We start from the raw sequence: 17,530 nt of genomic DNA on the forward strand, positions 1-17,530 counted from the left end.
TCATGCAAAAAATAAAGAAAAGCCATTCCTATTTTCCTATGATCTTCCTTTTTGTGGTTTCATTACCAATACTAGGACAAAACCAAGAAGAAGATAAGCGCTTCCTTGATGACTTTAGGGGAACAGCAAGTCTCACCCATAATGGGATTTCATTGGTACCTTCTTTTTCATTGGGCGACCCGGCTGCAATCATTGATTTGAAATTAACCAAGGGTAAGTTGAGTTTTGAACCCGATATGCGCTTTGCCTTGGAAGGCAAGCCATGGTCATTCCTATTTTGGTTTCGCTACAAGGCAATTGAAAAGGAACGTTTTTCGTTACGTATAGGGGCCCATCCTGCATTGAATTTCAGGACAGTCAGTGTTATTAGAGATGGGCAAACCGAAGAATTGCTTGAATCCCGCCGATACATTGCTGCCGAAATTGTGCCGAACTATAAAATTTCCGAGAAGGTAAGTGTAGGTATGTATTATTTACGTGGCCAAGGATTTGATGAAGGGATTAAACAATCCAATTTTTTGGTATTGAATTCATCCTTCACAAATCTTAATATTACTGAAAACTTATATTTTAATATATCACCACAAGCATACTACCTAACTCTTGATGACGATCAAGGCTATTATGTCGTCACCTTTATCACCTTGGCGAAAAAAGATTTTCCACTTTCAATTTCATCCATTTTGAACAAGGCCATAGACACTGAAATAGTACCTGAAGATGATTTTATTTGGAACATCTCCTTGGTGTACAGTTTTTAATAACCCAAAAGGATTAAAAAACCTAAATTGTATTCGATACCAAAATCAATAAAAAGATGGGAGATATGAAAACTACAAAATTATTTAAATCAATTAGCTGTTTTATCATATTATTGGGCTTTACTCACAACTCAAATGCAAGTGATCCCGGAGGTTTAACAGCGAAAGAAAAATCCATAGTCACCATTTCAGCATTGACAGCAAAAGGAGATTTGGAAAATTTGGAAAATGCTTTGGTTGAAGGCTTGGATGCAGGATTGACCGTTAATGAAATAAAGGAGGTCATGGTGCATCTCTATGCCTACTGTGGATTTCCACGCAGCCTGCGTGGATTACAAACTTTTATCAAAGTTTTGGACGAACGCAAGGCAAAAGGAATTGAAGATAATATGGGGACAGAAGCTTCCCCAATTGAAGATACGCATACTAAATACGACAGGGGAAAAGCGAATTTAGAAGCATTGGTGCAACGAAAATTGGACGGGCCACCAACAGATTATGCCGAGTTTGCCCCTATCATCGAAGTCTTTTTAAAGGAACATCTGTTTGCCGATATCTTTGAACGCGATGTTCTGAACTATCAACAAAGGGAACTGGTCACGGTCTCTGTGCTTATAACCATTGGAGATTTAGAACCCATGTTACGTTCGCATATGAACATTTGTTTGATACAGGGCATCACGCCAACGCAACTGAAAGAATTGGTTGTTATAGTAGGAAAAAATGTGGATCAGGCAAAGATCGAATCGGCCAAGGAAGTTTTGAACGAATTATTGGAATCTAAAAAATAAAGCAATGAAGAAAATAGGATTATTAGTTTTATTGAACATGCTAGCAATACATCATACGATTATGGCTCAAAGTGAGAAAAACCCATTTACCTTGGTGTACGAGGGGGCCATTACCCAAAATGTAAAAGGGAAAGTGAACATTCATCCCGTTACTTATACCTTGAACGGATTGGACATCGCGGCAAACGTGTATACTCCTGCCAATTACGATGCTGCCGAGAAATATCCAACGATAGTCGTCGCCCATCCTAATGGAGGGGTCAAAGAGCAGGTAGCGGGGCTGTACGCACAGCGATTGGCGGAACAAGGGTATATAACCATTGCTGCCGATGCTGCTTATCAAGGTGCCAGTGGCGGCAACCCACGCAACGTGGACATCCCTCAAAACCGTATCGAAGATATCCATGGAATGGCGGATTTCATATCCCAATACAAAGGTGTGGATTCCGAAAAGATAGGTTTGCTCGGTATTTGTGGCGGGGGTGGGTATTCCCTAAAGGCGGCCCAGTCCGACAAGCGATTTAAGGCCATTGCCACCTTAAGTATGTTCAACTCAGGTGTGGTAAGACGCAACGGATTTATGAACTCACAAGTGAATACCATTCAAGAACGATTGAAACAAGCATCAGATGCAAGAGCTCAAGAAGCCGGCGGAGGAGAAATAATCTACGCGGCCAATGGCCCTATGATTACAGAGGAAGCAGCATTGAACAATATTCCATTTGAACTCTATCGTGAAGGGTATATGTACTACGGAAAAACACACGCACATCCGAATTCGACTTTTCGTTATACGATGAGCAGTTTGCTGTATTTAATGACGTTTGACGCCGCTACGAATATGGATTTGATCGACCAACCCTTGTTGATGATGGCCGGAAGTAAGGCAGATACCTATTATATGACGGATGAAGCTTTCGCGAAAGCGACCCATGCAAAAAACAAGGAATTATTCCTTATTAAAGGTGCCACGCATATAGAAACCTATTGGAAACCAGAATATGTTGATCAAGCGGTAAACAAACTAGTGGACTTCTACCAAAACAACCTTTTAAATGAATCCCTATGAGTAGCAAAAATCTTTTAGCGATTGTCTTGATCGGAATGCTAATATTTTCCTGTAAACCATCGGAGGAGAAAAATGAAACCGTCGATTTAACGACACAACATGAATTGATTTTTCCGAAAGGCGAAAAAATTACGAATAACAATTTCATCGGCGATGTTTGGGTGCATATGCAAGTGAGGGCCGATAGTGTGAACCAAAATTCTGTGGGAACGGTAACGTTTGATCCCGGGGCAAGGTCTAATTGGCATTCCCATCCCAACGGACAAATTATAATGGCTTTGGATGGCGAAGGCTACTATCAGGAAAAGGGAAGTGCTAAAAAAATGCTGCATAAAGGGGATGTGGTCAAATGTCCAGCAAACCTCCCACATTGGCACGGGGCAAGTGCCGATAAAGAATTTATTCAAATCGCCATTACCAGCCGCGTAGACGGACCAACGAAATGGCTCGAACCTGTAACAGAAAAGGAATACTTGAAGTAGGTAGTAAAAAGTAAGGTCTATTTGGATATATCAAATATTTTAAAATCTTAACTATGAAGTACACAAAAGCAACACTATTTTGGTCGATTGGCATCTCATTGGTAATGATATCGAACCTATTTGCGCAAAAAGAGCCCATGATCATTCAAGACCAGGGCAGTTTTGCGGTGGGCGGTAGCGTTATTGAAACCTCAGGAACTTTTGATGCCATCAAACGTGGTCCAGAGGGCCAGACTTTTCATGGCGACCATGCTTATGTCTTTTATCAAATCCCGGTTGATGCCCGTAAATATCCATTGATCATGTGGCACGGTATCGGCCAGTTTTCAAAGACCTGGGAAACTACGCCTGATGGACGGGACGGATACCAGAATATTTTTCTAAGACGTGGTTTCAGCACCTATGTGATGGATCAGCCCAGACGTGGGCGGGCTGGTCGTAGCATGGCAGAAACTACGATAACCCCTACTCCTGATGAGCAGTTTTGGTTCAACATTTTTCGGGTTGGTGTATGGCCCGATTATTTCCCCGGGGTACAATTTGCCCAAGACGAGGAAACGCTAAACCAATATTTTCGTCAAATGACACCCAATATCGGGGGGTTTGATACAGAAGTGATTACCGATGCTGCATCGGAACTCTTTGATAAAATTGGCGATGGCATTCTGGTGACCCATTCCCACTCCGGAGGCTTCGGCTGGGCGACCGCCATAAAAAACGAAAATGTGAAGGCTATTGTCTCTTATGAACCCGGCTCGGGTTTCCCTTTTCCTGAAGGGGAAGTACCAGAACCTATTGAAAGTTCTTCAGGGGCATTGGAGGCTGTTGGTGTTTCCAAAGAGAAATTTATGAAGCTGACCAAAATCCCAATCATCATTTATTATGGCGACTTTATACCAGCTACATATGACCCCAACCCCGGAACCGACGGCTGGCGTGTGCGTCTTGAAATGGCAAGAAAGTGGCGCGATGTTGTAAACAAACACGGTGGTGATGTAACGGTCGTACATTTGCCTGAAGTGGGTATTAAAGGCAATACGCATTTTCCTTTTTCCGACCTGAATAATGTGGAGGTTGCCGACCTGATGTCGGCATGGATAAAGGAAAAAGAATTGGACTAACACAAAACAAAATGAAACTATATAAATTTGGATGGCTTTTTCTTTTAATGGTCATATCGGTAAGTTCCTGTGGTCAAAAATCTAAAAAAGATAAAACCGATTTTAGCAAAGGCGATATGATGATCCGAATGGCTGAAATCGAAATCGATTCCAATTACTTGGACGAATATATTGCCATCTTAAAAGAGGAGGCTGAGGCATCGGTACGGTTGGAGCCTGGGGTAATTTGCATATATCCCATGTTTCAAAAAGAGGAGCCTACGCAAATTAGGCTACTGGAAATCTATGCCAATAAAGAGGCTTATGAATCACATCTCCAAACACCTCATTTTAAAAAGTATAAAACATCTACCATGGCCATGGTAAAAGATCTAAAACTCATTGCGATGAAATCCATAGATCCAGAATCAATGCCTTTGATTTTCAGTAAGTCCAAGCAATAACTTCAAAATGGTTTTTGGGATGCGCGGATATTAGTAATGTGGCAGCGCTATATTCACAATAACACATTATTATAGACATAAATAATATATGTTATTCACTGATACCAAAAAGTTGTATTTTTCAGCATGAAAGCTGTACCCCTTATTGAACATTTCGAGACCTACCTCCCTTTTGAAGCAGCCGAAATCAAATTGATTGAAAGCAAGATTTCAAGACGAAAGCTAAAGCGCAGAGAACACATTATGACCATGGGAGATGTCTGTAGACACTATACTTTTGTGGTAGAAGGCGTTTTGCGCCTCTATGCGATTGACCAATACGGGAAGGAACACAATATACTTTTTGCTGCTGAAAATGACTGGATCGCGGACATCACAAGTTTTCATGATACTAAACCCGGAGCATCGAATATTCAAGCAATTGAAGCTTCTGAAATCATTCAGATCGCACAGCAGGACCTTTATTTTCTTTACACGAACATTCCAAAGCTAGACCGTATCTTTAAAGTTATAATGGAAGAAAAATACGTAGAACTTCAAAACAGGGTGTTCCAAAATATTAGCTCCACGGCTCAGCAGCGTTATTCCTATTTCTACGAAAAATATCCACATCTGGCCTCCCGTCTTCCCAATACCCAAATTGCTTCCTATTTAGGCATTACACCAGAATTTTTGAGCATGATCCGTAAGGAGATGGTACAAGGAAAAACCAAAAAACAATAGTTTGTTACTATTTCTTAAACTAGTTTAAGGGTAGAACCTTCTAGATCTTCCAACCTTTGTGGCATTAATTTTAAAGCAAAACCATGAAAAATAATATTTTACTATTCATCATAGGTCTTTGGACCCTAAGTTCCTACGGTCAGACCTTACAGTTAAAAAAACAGGAATTTGAATTACATAACGTCACAGGCTCCATTATCAAATTTCAGGGTAAAAAAGTATTGAAAATTGAGCGTGATCTAGAGGCATTGCCCTTTGATGCTGATCGCTTGGAAGAAACTGTTGATGAAACCCATTATGCCCGTCTTGTTGACCTAGACGATTTTGAGAACGGCACTATAGATGTTAAAATGTATAGCCAAATTCAAGACCCTTCCCCATATACACCTGCAGCTGGTTTTATAGGGGTATATTTTAGAATAAAAGAAGATGATTCCGCTTTTGAATCCATTTATTTGCGTCCCAAAGTAGGTAGGATCAATAACCAGTATGCGAGAAATCATGCTGTACAATATTTCTCATATCCAGATTATAAATTTCAAACCTTGCGAGATGATTTTCCAGCGGGAACATACGAAGGTTCTGCTCCAGTAACCCTTAATGAATGGATTACCATGAGGATTGAAGTTAATGGGGAAACAGCCGAATTGTTTGTCAATGATATGAAATATTCGTCCTTTATTGTGAATAAGATGTTAGGGAAAAACAAAAAAGGCTATATAGGGTTGTATGTCGATATCGGCACAATCGGGTACTTCAAGGATCTAAAGGTGACCAAACGACCATTGAAAATAGAAAAGGAAAATAAGATAAAATTAGACGACATTTGACGTCTTTCAATTTGTAATCCATTTTTTCCTTTGCCTGTTAAAATCAAAAAAAGACAATTGAAAAATTATATGCTAACCTCTGTATAAGTCCTTGGACGCTCAGCGCTGCTTGTCAGACCGTGCAGCTTAAAAATCAAGAGTTTGAAACTAAGAATGTTACGGCATCTATTGTCAAAATAAGGGGAAAGAAAACTTATAATCAGATTAGAAAATGACATAAAGATGGGTGAGATTTAACCAAGTGATTTCAGAAGGTCATTCCAAATAAAGTTAGACCGATTCAATAATCTTATTCAGAATATAGGTAAGGGCCCTTTTTCCAAGGGGCCCTTTTCTGTTTTAGAATTTAGTTAATGTTTTGTGAACAAATCATTTAGCGCCCTGTAATCCGTAAAAATGGTAAGTGAATCCGTAATTAAGGTAAGTGTTTTGATTTTATTACTTCATATTTTTGAAGAGAGCGGAGTTGATATGCCCTTTATGTGAACTGGAGTCTTTCAAGGCATTGCTTTGCCAGATTGTGAAGGCTATGATAATAAAAACGCATTTTATCGTTTGGTTTGCACAGTATATTCCTTTCAATGGAATAGCGAAAGGGAAAGCCATCAACAATAACGGGCAACTTCATTGATCTTCGCGATTCGATTACCGTAAAATGATATAGGGAAAGTAGCCCCTCCTTTAAACTTAAAAAATAAAATATGCAACGGAGATCAATATTAAAAACTGCGGGATTGGCTTTGGCCGGTGGCGCACTCATACCTTGCAATACTTCCGCACAAACCATTATTCCAAATACCATTTTTGGTAAAAAAAATGGACAACAAGGAACACTCGTTAGCAAACGAAAACTCGGTCGATCCCTTGAGGTTTCGAGTATTGGTCTAGGCGTTCAGAATATGAGTAGAACTTATCAAACATTGATTCCTTTGCGTTCCGAAATGCACAATATCATTCGTACAGCTTTTGACCATGGTGTCACGTTTTTTGATGCTGCCGAAGCTTATGGGCCCTTCGAAGTGGAAAAAATACTGGGGGAAGGTATTGCCCCTTTTCGAGACAAAGTTGTTATTGCAACTAAGTTTGGTTGGAATATTGACCAGGAAACGGGCCAACGCCTGCCAGGATTAAACAGTAAACCACAACATATTAAATTGGTAGTAGAGGGTATGCTGAGACGCTTGCGTACCGACAGAATAGATCTGTTGTACCAACATCGGGTGGATCCTGAAGTACCCATTGAAGATGTGGTAGGGACAATAAAAGAGTTGATGAAAGAAGGAAAAGTGTTGCACTACGGGCTTTCGGAACCTGGTTTACAAACCATAAGACGCGCACATGCCATCCATCCTATTACAGCTATTCAAAACGAACACTCTTTATTGTATCACGGATCGGATAAAGATGTAATACCACTTTGTGAAGAACTAGGTATCGGGTTCGTTCCTTGGAGTCCCCTAGGTGTAGGTTTTCTGACAGGAGCTATTGATGCCCAAACCCGCTATGCCCAAGGTGATATACGTGGTATAGAATCCCGGTTTTCACCAGAAAACACATCCAATAATCTGGCACTGGTAACCTTGCTTAAAAAGTGGGGCATACAAAAACAAGCTACCACTGCTCAAATTTCGCTGGCCTGGTTATCGGCTCAGAAACCGTGGATCGTACCAATTCCCGGCACTACTCAAATGGCACATATGTTGGAAAATATTGGCGCGGATGCGATAAAATTAACTGAAGCGGAATGGCAGCAATTCAATAGCGAATTAGAAACAATACAAATCCTAGGTGAACGGTTGCCGGAATTTGTGTTGCAATTTTCAAAAGTTGAAGCTCCGTTAAAACAATAAATTTTGACTCAGATAATAGGAATCTAGTTATTTATGGATAAAAATATACCATTATCATCACCGCTTAAACGAATAAAAATATTGGATTCCCTTAGAGGGTTTGCCCTCTTGGGCGTCATACTAATGCACATGATCCAACATTTTGGAATACGTTCGCTACCATCAGAAATTGAATTCCTAAGTTTTCCTGTACTGGATGAAGCTGTACAATGGATTGGGAACAACATTATAATGGGAAGGTTTATTAATATTTTTGCCTTTCTGTTCGGATTGAGCTTTTTTATCCAAATGGACAGGGCAACAAAAAAAGGGGTGGATTTCCGTTTGAGGTTTGTTTGGAGGATGATACTATTATTGGTAATGGGGTTGCTGGCCCATTCCTTTTTTAACCTTGAAATTATCTCACTATATGCTTTTTTTGGTCTTCTAATGTTACCCTTGTACCGAGTTAAAAATTGGCTATTGCTATCGATTGTTGCTTTTCTTTTACTAGGTGGCCCACGCACCATTCAGGCCATTAACCATAATAGTGAATTAGGGACAGAACAAGTAGATGCAGTGGAACCAATGAACAATGGACAAGCTCCCCGTGATTTGGCAGAGCATTTTGCCAACCCTTCTTTTCTAAACTCCTTAAAACACAATTACAAGGAACGCCTCCCTGGAAAGATAAATTATCAGTTCGGTTACTTTGGGCGTGGGTATGTTACGTTTGCCTTATTTATAATCGGACTCATTGTTGGCCGTATTCGCTTTTTTGAAAGATTGGATGAGTGGAGAAAACGTAGCTTCTACCTGTTTATTGGTTTTGTTTCGGCGACCTTACTCGTTATTTGGGTTCAAACAATGTTGCCTCCCCCGGATTTTTCAATTTTGTTCAGGCCCAATGGCCAATACATGGCTTCATCGCTACTTGCTGTAATGACCTTGCAAGATTTGGAGTTGGTACTTTTTTCGGGGGCCTTGGCCCTGGGGTTCACATTACTTTATCAAAACATGAAATTTGGAAAATATCTTGAGGTCTTATCCCCTTATGGACGAACGGCATTGACAAATTATATAATGCAGGGCGTAATAGGGGCCCTACTTTTTGCGCCTTGGGCCTTGGGTTCAACTTTTAGCAATTGGGGAGTTACATCGCTATTTTTATTGGGTATCGTAATTTATGTTGTGCAAATTGTATGTAGTAAATACTGGCTTAAACATTTTTTATATGGTCCCCTTGAATGGCTATGGCGCAGTGGAACGTATTTAGAGCTTCAACCCTTCAGAAAGAAATGATAAAAAATTATAATCATAATCCATTAATACTATTAATATGAGAACATTACGAATCGGAATTTTTTTGATGCTGCTAAGCATTCCATCCCTGGCTCAAGAAGCGACTATCGAACAAGAAATCAAGGACCTATCCAAAGCAAAATGGGAATGGATGGCCGATAAGGATGTGGAAAAGTTGGCCAATTTGTTTCATGATAAGTCCCGGTTCGTGCACATGAGCGGCTCTTGGAAAAAGGACAGGGAATTGGAAATCATCGAGACGGGAAGCATTTGGTATAAAAATGCCAATGTACACGATGTGGTCGTGGAAACTTTTGATGATAATACCGTGGTACTTTGGAACCGAATTACGCTTATGGCCCATGTTCGTGGTAACGATGTATCCAATGAGTTTACAGTAACCGAATTCTATAAAAAAGAAGGAGCAGATTGGAAGTTATTGGACCTTACCTTTAGCAGTGTCCGCGACACCCATAAAATTGCCCATTAATACATCTGAACAAAATACATTATTATGAACAAAAATATAATACTAGGCTTCTTGTTTATGCTGATTACCAGTCAAGTCACCCTTGCCCAATCGACCGATTTAGAAAAGGAAATCAGGGAGCTGTCCACCCAAAAATGGCAATGGATGGCCGATAAGGATGAGGACAAATTGGAAGACCTTTTTCATGACAAGGCAAAATTTGTGCACATGGGTGGTACGTGGGGCAAAGATCGTGAAATTGAAATTATCAGAGGCGGATTCATCCACTACAAAAAAGCCGATGTACACGATGTAATGGTAGAAGTATTAAATGAAACCACCGTTATACTTTGGAACCAAATAACCCTATTGGCCGTAGTCGGCAGCAATGAAGTTACCAACCCATTTATGGTAACCGAAGTCTATGTAAAAGAAAGTAACAATTGGAAATTGGCCGATTTGACCTTTAGCAAAACAATGACAAGGGAATAACTTGAACAACGCAACGTAATAAACACAAAAATGAAAAAATACATTTTAGGATTGGTTGTACTCCTTGGAGTTACTATTTCCGCGCAAGAAAGTGCACCCAAAGTAAAGACCGAATTAGGGGTAATTCGAGGTGTCCACGAAGATGGTGTAGCTAGTTTTAAGGGGATTCCCTTTGCTGCCCCACCAGTAGGCAAGTTTCGCTGGCGTCCTCCTCAACCAGTGACACCTTGGGAAGGAGAACTGGACGCAACTGAATACGGTTCCAATTGTGCACAATCTGGTTGGGGTGGCGCTCCGGGAACCATTAGTGAAGGTTCATCAGAAGATTGCCTTTACCTAAATTTATGGAAACCTACGGATATAGAAACAACATCAAAATTACCGGTCATGGTGTGGATACATGGTGGGGCTTTCGTAGGTGGTAGTGGCTCTGGTCCCGGCATAGTGGGAACTAATTTTGCAAAGCAAGGAGTCATCTTAATCACTATCAATTATCGCCTAGGCCGTCTAGGTCATTTCGCGTTCCCTGCATTGAGTGTTGAGTACCCTGAGGAACCCAAGGGCAGCTATGCCTTTATGGACCAGATTAAGGCCCTTCAATGGGTTCAAAAGAACGTTGCTGCCTTTGGGGGCGATCCAGACAATGTAACGATTTTTGGTTTTTCTGCCGGTGGGGTGTCCGTACATTCCCTTTTGACTATTCCATATGCAAAAGGTCTTTTTCACAAAGCCATAAGTCAATCTGGTGGAGGTCGTGATGGTGTCCTTACTGGAAGACCCATAAAGGACGAAAATGCATCCCCTTTTTATCCTGTTTCCGCGGAGACCATTGGAATTAATTTTGCCAAAAAACAGGGCATAGAAGGTACTGATGCCGAGGCCTTATCCAAGTTACGGGCTTTGCCAGTGGAAAAAATTGTTGATAGCGGACAGGAAACGGATGGTGAAGGTGGTCCAAGAACGTATTCCGGTCCAATTCTAGATGGTACATTGGTGGTAGAAACTGCCGAAAGCGCTTATAAAGCCGGTAGGCAGACAAACGTCCCTCTAATTATTGGTTCTAACAGTGCAGAAATAGGTGGAAGTTTTGTCAACATCAGCAAAACAAAAGAAGAGCTGTTTTTACTTTTCGGTGATCTTAAGGAAGAAGCCAAAGCGGCCTATGACCCAGATGGTAAGAAAGAATTCACCGAGATCATTACAAAGTTCAATACCGATTGGGTTTGGGGTGAACCCGGCCGTTTTGCCGCCAAGGCTTATGCCGCACAAGGAGAACCCGCCTATATGTACCATTTTGGTTTTGTGCCAGAACCAATGAAAGAAAGAATGAAATATGGGGCTGGACATGGCTCTGAAGTAGGTTATGTTTTTAACAACCTTAATGCCCGTTGGGGTAACCCTGAAACAACACCTGAAGACGTAAAGGTCGCAGAAATGATGAATACCTATTGGGTAAACTTCGCCAAAAACGGGAATCCTAACGGTGACGGATTACCAAAATGGCCTGTTTATAACCAAAAGGATGGCGAAATTTTGGACATACAAGTTGATGGGAAACCAGTTGGGAAACCGGATCCTAGGAAAGAGAGATTGGATGTAATTGAAAAGGGCGTTAAGATAAGAACCAAATTGCAAACACGGGGAATATAAACCAGTAGTGAATTCCATGAATAAAATCATAAACCTAATAGCAACAGCAGTACTGTTTTTAACCTTAATAGGTCAAGGTTTTGCACAGTCAAACCCCATCATTGATGTATTTCCAAAAGGAACCATTTTACATGGCAATGTCAATTACAACAAGGACACCATACAGAAGCACTTGTTGGATGTCTATTTACCTTCCAATATTAAAAATAAAGTGCCCTTGGTGGTTTTTGTGCATGGGGGCGGATGGCTGGTCAACGATAAATACGCCGATATGGGGTATATGAAAAAAACCGTTGCCGAAATTGTTAGCAATGGGTATGCGTTGGCCTCCATTGATTACCGGTTCGCCACAGAAGCGATATTCCCGGCTCAAATACAGGATTGTAATCGGGCGGTTTCTTTTTTGGTCGATCATGCTGATCAATATGGGATTGACAAAGACCGCATTGCTGTAATGGGTTTTTCAGCAGGCGGACATTTGGCCTCTTTGATGGGACTTTCCAAAAACAACAATATCCCGGACTTTTTTATGCCAGAAACGACAAAAGCATTCGATTTTAAAGCGGTGGTCGATTTTTACGGTCCGGCCGAATTGATATTGTTTCCCGGGGCAAACGACCCAAAATCCCCGGAAGCATTATTGATAGGTGCCGCCCCGCTAGATAGACCTGACTTGGCCAAAGCAGCCAGTCCCGTTACTTATGTAGATAAAGATGATCCGCCTTTTCTACTGATCCATGGTGAAAAGGATGACATGGTATCCCCTAGACACTCCCAACTCCTAAGTGCATGGTTAACGGCTCAGGGAGTTGAGAATAAATTGATTATCGTTAAAGATGCCCCCCATTTTGGGGAAATGTTCGATACGGACGACATAAGAAAAAGTGTGATTGGTTTTTTGAAGATACATTTGAACTGAGAGTTAAACCCTAAAATAATAGTTATCATGAATGAGAACACCAAAAATATGAAATCGGATAAACAAGGGAACAATGCAATAAAAAGAAGGGAATTTATTTCAAAATCAGCGCTCTTAGGTGCTGGTTTAACTGCGGCACCATTGACCTTTGCGAATGACCATTCTACCTCTAGTGCAAAGATAGCAAAGCACCCTGATTTTAACCCAGATAAGCGCATGTTGGGCATGCTCGAAGTTTCCCCTATCGGGTTGGGATGTATGAGCATGAAAAGCGGAAGTTACAACCCGCCGCGGGATAAAAAAGATATGATTCCCGTTATACGTGGAGCTGTAGACCTAGGAGTTACTTTTTTTGATACAGCAGAGGTTTATGGGCCCTTTACCGATGAGGAGTTGGTAGGTGAAGCATTGGCCCCAATGCGTGATAAAGTAGTAATTGCCAGCAAGTTCGGTTTCGATTTGACCAGTGGACAACGAGGAGGGCGCAACAGCAAACCTGAATTTATCAAACAGGCCGTTGAAGGTATGTTGAAACGACTTAGAACAGATCGTATAGATCTGCTTTATTTACACCGGTTAGACCCCAATGTACCAGTTGAAGATGTTGCCGGAACGGTTAAAGATTTAATTAAAGAAGGTAAAGCCTTGCATTTCGGCCTATCGGAAGTTTCCCCGGCCACGATTCGAAGAGCTCATGCCGAGCAAAGCGTTGCCGCTGTTCAAAGCGAATACTCAATGATACAAAGAGCCTTGGAAAATCAGGTCATCGACACCTGTGGTGAGCTGGGCATTGGTTTTGTGCCATGGGGTGCCGTGAACAGAGGTTTTTTAGGCGATAAATTCAATGAATACAGCCGTTTTTCGGAAGATTCCCGATTCGCAGCGGTACCCTACTTTACCCCTGAAGCTATCAAAGTGCATATGGAAGTACTTGTTCTTGTTCGGGAATGGGCCAGAAAAAAGGATGCCACGCCCGCCCAAATTGCATTGGCCTGGGTCATGGCACAAAAACCGTATATCATACCTATACCCGGGACTACGAAGTTGCATCACATGAAAGAGAATATGGGTGCCCTCGATATCAAATTTACCGTAAGCGAATTGAAGGAATTTAGGGAAGCTTTGGAAAAATTGCCATTGGTGGGCGTCAGGGGACCGGAAACCGCTTTGGTGGATCAATAACAAGATAAAATCGAGATTCCGATGAAAAGCCTGATTATTTTCTTTGTTTCATTTTCCTCATGTTTTCGAATGGATACAAGGGAAATAAAACAATCAACATCGGATACTATCTTGATTGTCTTTTTATCCCGAACCAACAACACCAGAGTCCTAGCGGAAATCATACATGATCAAGTAGGTGGCGATTTGGTGGCCCTGGAATTGGAAAACCCCTATCCTGAAAAATATAAGACCATTGTAAAACTGGTGGCAGAAGAAAACGAATCTGGGTTTTTACCTGCCTTAAAAACTAAAGTTGACATGGACAAATACGATATCATTTTCCTGGGATTTCCAACGTGGGGCATGCAACTTCCCCCACCCATGAAAAGTTTCTTAGCTGAAAATGACTTGTCGGGAAAGACTGTTATCCCCTTTAACACCCATGGGGGTTATGGTTTGGGCAATAGCTTTAAAAAGGTCAAGGAACTTTGTCCTGAGAGTACTGTTCTTAAAGGGTTTTCCATAAAAGGAGGCAGTGAAAGGGACGGAATTTTTCTGGCCATTAAAGGTAAAAGAAGAAAGGACGCCAAGTTGCAGGTAAAATCATGGTTAAATGAACTCAAAATAAGTACCCCAAAATAAAAGGAATGCCAAACTTTAACACATATAAATCCTTGTATCTGAATTTTACATTCCTTTTTGATCAAAAAATTTCATAATTTCAAACAAATCACTTGAATCATGGCTACATTTAAATTAAATATCAACGGAGAAACAAAAGAAGTTGACGTAGATCCCAATACACCCATGCTATGGGTGCTGCGTGACCACCTAAATCTGGTCGGAACAAAATATGGCTGTGGAATCGCACAATGTGGTTCTTGCGCCATTCATTTAGGTGGGATAGCGGTTAGGGCGTGTGTGCTTACCGTATCTGCCGTGGGCAATCAAGAAATCACTACGATTGAGGGACTTTCTGAAAACGCGGACCACCCCGTTCAAAAGGCTTGGCTTGAGGTCGATGTACCGCAATGCGGGTATTGTCAACCTGGTCAAATTATGACCGCAGCAGCCCTGTTGGATAACAATCCCAATCCTTCCGATTCGGAGATCGAGATGGCCATGAACGGCAACATCTGCCGATGTGGGACATATACCAGAATAAAAAAAGCCGTTCAACTAGCTGCTGAAAGCACCAATTCTTAAAGCAAAATCAATGACACTCATAAAAACAAAAATCGGACGTCGCGCCTTTATCAAGAACACCAGTTTGGCCAGTGGCGGACTTGTTCTCGGCTTTAATATCTTCAATGCCTGTAAACCTGAAAAAGCCGAAGAAATGGCGACTGTTGAAATGCCGAAAGAATGGTTCGAGATAAACGCCTACCTGAAAATTGGAGACAATGGCTTGGTAACCATATATACCCCAAATCCTGAATTCGGACAAAATATCAGAACCTCCATGCCCATGTTGATCGCAGAGGAATTGGATGTGGATTGGAAAAACGTAATCGTTGCACAAGCTCCCTATCACCCAGAAAAATATGGCTTCCAGTTCACCGGTGGTAGTCAGGGAATTAGAAGAAGATGGGAACCCCTTCGCATGGCAGGTGCAACGGCCCGAGAGATGCTGCGGGAAGCGGCGGCCCAATCTTGGCAAGTAGCCCTGGAAGAAATCACAGCCAAAGGAGGTCTACTACAACATGAAGCAAGTAAGCAATCCGCGGGTTATGGGGAAATGGCTTCAATAGCTTCACAGTTGCCCATACCTGAAGAGGTGAAATTAAAAGAAGTAAAGGACTTTACTATTATTGGTGAGTCGAGAAAAAATGTAGATGCCAAAGGAATTGTCACAGGCCAATCCATGTTCGGATCCGACTATCAAAAAGAGGGTATGCTAATCGCGATGATCGAACATCCTCCCGCTTTCGGTATGACCTTGGAATCCGTTGACGGTACAGCCGCTAAAGCCATGCCTGGCATCAAGGATGTTGTAAGGATCAAAAGTTTTAAGGATGGATTTGAAAAAGGCGGGTTCGATACCAATGCCTTTCCCGAATTGGTGGCAATAGTCGGCAACTCCACATGGGAAGTGATGCAGGCCAAAAAACAATTAAAAGTGGAATGGAAGCCCATTACTGCCTATACCGAAACCATCAATGGATTTAGAGGAAAAGAGACAATAAATATTCCGGCTGGTTTCGAATCCACAGATTGGCATATGGCCAAAATTGAAGAATTGGCCGCTAAAGAAGGAAAGCTGGTTCGTAAAGATGGAAATCCTGAGGCAGCTTTCAAGAAAGCCACCAAAATTATAGAAAGAAGTTATTCAGCACCTTACCTTGCGCATAATTCCATGGAGCCGTTGAACGCTTTTGCCCATGTCGTTGGCAATAAAGTGAAGATTGCTGCGCCAATACAGATACCATCCTTGATTGTTCCTACAATTGCTGCCAGCCTGGGAATTCCCGCTGAGAATATTGAAATGGAAATCCCACGTATGGGAGGTGGATTTGGTCGTAAGGCCTATGCACATTATGTGGTTGAAGCGGCCTTAATATCACAAAAAGTCCAGGCACCGGTAAAGTTGATCTATACCCGAGAGGATGATATGACCAATGGAATTTATCGCCCTACCTATCATGCGACCTACCGTGCAGCCTTGGATGAAAACAACAATTTGACGGCCTTACATGTGAAAGCAGGTGGTATTCCTGAAAGTCCGTTGTTCGCCGATCGTTTTCCGGCCGGGGCCATTGCAAATTATATGGCAGAGGAATGGGCCGTTGACAGCAATATTACCATAGGGGCATTCCGCGCACCTCGCTCCAATTTCATGGCCGGGGCGGAACAAGCATTCTTGGATGAATTGGCAGAAACAATGGGCAAGGACCCCATCGAGTTCCGATTGGAACTTCTAAAGCAAGCGAAGGAAGACCCCGTGGGAGAACGGAATGATTATGATGCCGAACGTTACGCGGGAGTTTTGGAATTGCTTCGAGAAAAAGCAGTTTGGGGAACGAAAAAAGCCAATGTCCATAGGGGTGTATCGGCCTATTTTTGTCATAATTCATACGCTGCCCATGTTTTGGATATGACCATGGAGAACGGTACGCCCGTCGTACAAAACGTATGCTGTGCCATTGATTGCGGAATAGTGGTAAACCCGGATGCAGCTAAAAACATGGCAGAGGGTGCCATAATCGATGGCATTGGCAATGCCTTATATGGGGAATTGACCTTTAAGGATGGTGTGCCCCAAAAGAAGAATTTTGACCAATATCAAATGATTCGAATGGCAGATGCTCCCAAAGGAATAGATGTGCATTTTGTGCAAAACGAAATAGCCCCGACCGGTATGGGAGAACCACCCTTTCCACCTATTTTCGGTGCGTTGGCCAACGCCTTATATAATGCCACTGGAAAGCGACATTATGAACAGCCATTTGCCGTTGAGAGGAGGATTGTTGGGTAGTTTTTTATTC

At 41.9% G+C, this 17,530-nt stretch carries 18 protein-coding genes; all 18 read left to right on the top strand.

The window, feature by feature from the left end; translation table 11 throughout:
• Window positions 1-2 precede the first annotated feature (2 nt).
• Window positions 3-761, top strand: a complete 759-nt coding sequence (locus R3X28_RS00075; protein ID WP_317661482.1) for a hypothetical protein — start codon at window positions 3-5, stop codon at window positions 759-761.
• Between the two features lie 65 nt (window positions 762-826).
• Window positions 827-1,552 (top strand): carboxymuconolactone decarboxylase family protein, encoded by a 726-nt coding sequence (locus R3X28_RS00080; protein WP_317661484.1) that lies wholly within the window; start codon window positions 827-829, stop codon window positions 1,550-1,552.
• 4 nt (window positions 1,553-1,556) lie between these two features.
• Window positions 1,557-2,621, top strand: a complete 1,065-nt coding sequence (locus R3X28_RS00085) for an alpha/beta hydrolase (protein WP_317661486.1) — start codon at window positions 1,557-1,559, stop codon at window positions 2,619-2,621.
• Window positions 2,618-3,103, top strand: a complete 486-nt coding sequence (locus tag R3X28_RS00090; RefSeq protein WP_317661488.1) for a cupin domain-containing protein — start codon at window positions 2,618-2,620, stop codon at window positions 3,101-3,103. The genes R3X28_RS00085 and R3X28_RS00090 overlap by 4 nt, the downstream gene beginning before the upstream one ends.
• Window positions 3,104-3,156: 53 nt before the next feature.
• Window positions 3,157-4,224, top strand: coding sequence for an alpha/beta fold hydrolase (locus R3X28_RS00095; RefSeq protein WP_317661489.1), 1,068 nt, complete (start codon window positions 3,157-3,159; stop codon window positions 4,222-4,224).
• Window positions 4,225-4,235: 11 nt separating this feature from the next.
• Complete coding sequence (locus tag R3X28_RS00100; protein WP_317661491.1) at window positions 4,236-4,667, top strand: putative quinol monooxygenase; 432 nt, start codon at window positions 4,236-4,238, stop codon at window positions 4,665-4,667.
• 126 nt (window positions 4,668-4,793) lie between these two features.
• Window positions 4,794-5,390, top strand: a complete 597-nt coding sequence (locus R3X28_RS00105) for a Crp/Fnr family transcriptional regulator (protein ID WP_317661493.1) — start codon at window positions 4,794-4,796, stop codon at window positions 5,388-5,390.
• A gap of 83 nt (window positions 5,391-5,473) precedes the next feature.
• Window positions 5,474-6,220: a family 16 glycoside hydrolase gene (locus R3X28_RS00110; RefSeq protein ID WP_317661494.1), complete on the top strand. Its 747-nt coding sequence runs from the start codon at window positions 5,474-5,476 to the stop codon at window positions 6,218-6,220.
• A gap of 701 nt (window positions 6,221-6,921) precedes the next feature.
• The gene (locus tag R3X28_RS00115; protein WP_317661495.1) at window positions 6,922-8,070 is read left to right on the top strand and encodes an aldo/keto reductase; all 1,149 of its coding nucleotides are present in this window, start codon (window positions 6,922-6,924) and stop codon (window positions 8,068-8,070) included.
• Window positions 8,071-8,103: 33 nt separating this feature from the next.
• Window positions 8,104-9,351, top strand: coding sequence for a DUF418 domain-containing protein (locus R3X28_RS00120; protein ID WP_317661496.1), 1,248 nt, complete (start codon window positions 8,104-8,106; stop codon window positions 9,349-9,351).
• A gap of 37 nt (window positions 9,352-9,388) precedes the next feature.
• On the top strand, window positions 9,389-9,841 hold the full coding sequence (locus R3X28_RS00125; protein WP_317661498.1) for a nuclear transport factor 2 family protein: 453 nt from the start codon (window positions 9,389-9,391) through the stop codon (window positions 9,839-9,841).
• Between the two features lie 24 nt (window positions 9,842-9,865).
• On the top strand, window positions 9,866-10,312 hold the full coding sequence (locus R3X28_RS00130; RefSeq protein WP_317661500.1) for a nuclear transport factor 2 family protein: 447 nt from the start codon (window positions 9,866-9,868) through the stop codon (window positions 10,310-10,312).
• A 30-nt stretch (window positions 10,313-10,342) separates the two neighbouring features.
• The gene (locus R3X28_RS00135) at window positions 10,343-11,962 is read left to right on the top strand and encodes a carboxylesterase/lipase family protein (RefSeq protein ID WP_317661502.1); all 1,620 of its coding nucleotides are present in this window, start codon (window positions 10,343-10,345) and stop codon (window positions 11,960-11,962) included.
• Between the two features lie 16 nt (window positions 11,963-11,978).
• A complete protein-coding gene (locus R3X28_RS00140) occupies window positions 11,979-12,881 on the top strand; it encodes an alpha/beta hydrolase (RefSeq protein WP_317661504.1) in 903 nt (300 codons plus the stop codon).
• A gap of 27 nt (window positions 12,882-12,908) precedes the next feature.
• Window positions 12,909-14,063, top strand: coding sequence for an aldo/keto reductase (locus R3X28_RS00145; protein ID WP_317661506.1), 1,155 nt, complete (start codon window positions 12,909-12,911; stop codon window positions 14,061-14,063).
• A gap of 21 nt (window positions 14,064-14,084) precedes the next feature.
• Window positions 14,085-14,687, top strand: coding sequence for a flavodoxin family protein (locus R3X28_RS00150; RefSeq protein ID WP_317661508.1), 603 nt, complete (start codon window positions 14,085-14,087; stop codon window positions 14,685-14,687).
• Between the two features lie 99 nt (window positions 14,688-14,786).
• On the top strand, window positions 14,787-15,251 hold the full coding sequence (locus tag R3X28_RS00155) for a (2Fe-2S)-binding protein (protein WP_317661509.1): 465 nt from the start codon (window positions 14,787-14,789) through the stop codon (window positions 15,249-15,251).
• Window positions 15,252-15,261: 10 nt separating this feature from the next.
• Window positions 15,262-17,520, top strand: coding sequence for a xanthine dehydrogenase family protein molybdopterin-binding subunit (locus R3X28_RS00160; RefSeq protein WP_317661510.1), 2,259 nt, complete (start codon window positions 15,262-15,264; stop codon window positions 17,518-17,520).
• Window positions 17,521-17,530 lie beyond the last annotated feature (10 nt).

The organism is Maribacter sp. TH_r10 (genome assembly GCF_033101095.1).
Taxonomy (GTDB): domain Bacteria; phylum Bacteroidota; class Bacteroidia; order Flavobacteriales; family Flavobacteriaceae; genus Maribacter_A; species Maribacter_A luteus.

Excerpts from the sequence above, each read along its gene's own strand:
- R3X28_RS00155 (WP_317661509.1), top strand. The coding sequence starts at position 14,787 with ATGGCTACATTTAAATTAAATATCAACGGAGAAACAAAAGAAGTTGAC.
- R3X28_RS00160 (WP_317661510.1), top strand. The coding sequence starts at position 15,262 with ATGACACTCATAAAAACAAAAATCGGACGTCGCGCCTTTATCAAGAAC.
- R3X28_RS00080 (WP_317661484.1), top strand. The coding sequence starts at position 827 with ATGAAAACTACAAAATTATTTAAATCAATTAGCTGTTTTATCATATTA.
- R3X28_RS00140 (WP_317661504.1), top strand. The coding sequence starts at position 11,979 with ATGAATAAAATCATAAACCTAATAGCAACAGCAGTACTGTTTTTAACC.
- R3X28_RS00125 (WP_317661498.1), top strand. The coding sequence starts at position 9,389 with ATGAGAACATTACGAATCGGAATTTTTTTGATGCTGCTAAGCATTCCA.
- R3X28_RS00135 (WP_317661502.1), top strand. The coding sequence starts at position 10,343 with ATGAAAAAATACATTTTAGGATTGGTTGTACTCCTTGGAGTTACTATT.
- R3X28_RS00075 (WP_317661482.1), top strand. The coding sequence starts at position 3 with ATGCAAAAAATAAAGAAAAGCCATTCCTATTTTCCTATGATCTTCCTT.
- R3X28_RS00085 (WP_317661486.1), top strand. The coding sequence starts at position 1,557 with ATGAAGAAAATAGGATTATTAGTTTTATTGAACATGCTAGCAATACAT.
- R3X28_RS00115 (WP_317661495.1), top strand. The coding sequence starts at position 6,922 with ATGCAACGGAGATCAATATTAAAAACTGCGGGATTGGCTTTGGCCGGT.
- R3X28_RS00130 (WP_317661500.1), top strand. The coding sequence starts at position 9,866 with ATGAACAAAAATATAATACTAGGCTTCTTGTTTATGCTGATTACCAGT.
- R3X28_RS00120 (WP_317661496.1), top strand. The coding sequence starts at position 8,104 with ATGGATAAAAATATACCATTATCATCACCGCTTAAACGAATAAAAATA.
- R3X28_RS00095 (WP_317661489.1), top strand. The coding sequence starts at position 3,157 with ATGAAGTACACAAAAGCAACACTATTTTGGTCGATTGGCATCTCATTG.
- R3X28_RS00100 (WP_317661491.1), top strand. The coding sequence starts at position 4,236 with ATGAAACTATATAAATTTGGATGGCTTTTTCTTTTAATGGTCATATCG.
- R3X28_RS00090 (WP_317661488.1), top strand. The coding sequence starts at position 2,618 with ATGAGTAGCAAAAATCTTTTAGCGATTGTCTTGATCGGAATGCTAATA.
- R3X28_RS00150 (WP_317661508.1), top strand. The coding sequence starts at position 14,085 with ATGAAAAGCCTGATTATTTTCTTTGTTTCATTTTCCTCATGTTTTCGA.
- R3X28_RS00110 (WP_317661494.1), top strand. The coding sequence starts at position 5,474 with ATGAAAAATAATATTTTACTATTCATCATAGGTCTTTGGACCCTAAGT.
- R3X28_RS00105 (WP_317661493.1), top strand. The coding sequence starts at position 4,794 with ATGAAAGCTGTACCCCTTATTGAACATTTCGAGACCTACCTCCCTTTT.
- R3X28_RS00145 (WP_317661506.1), top strand. The coding sequence starts at position 12,909 with ATGAATGAGAACACCAAAAATATGAAATCGGATAAACAAGGGAACAAT.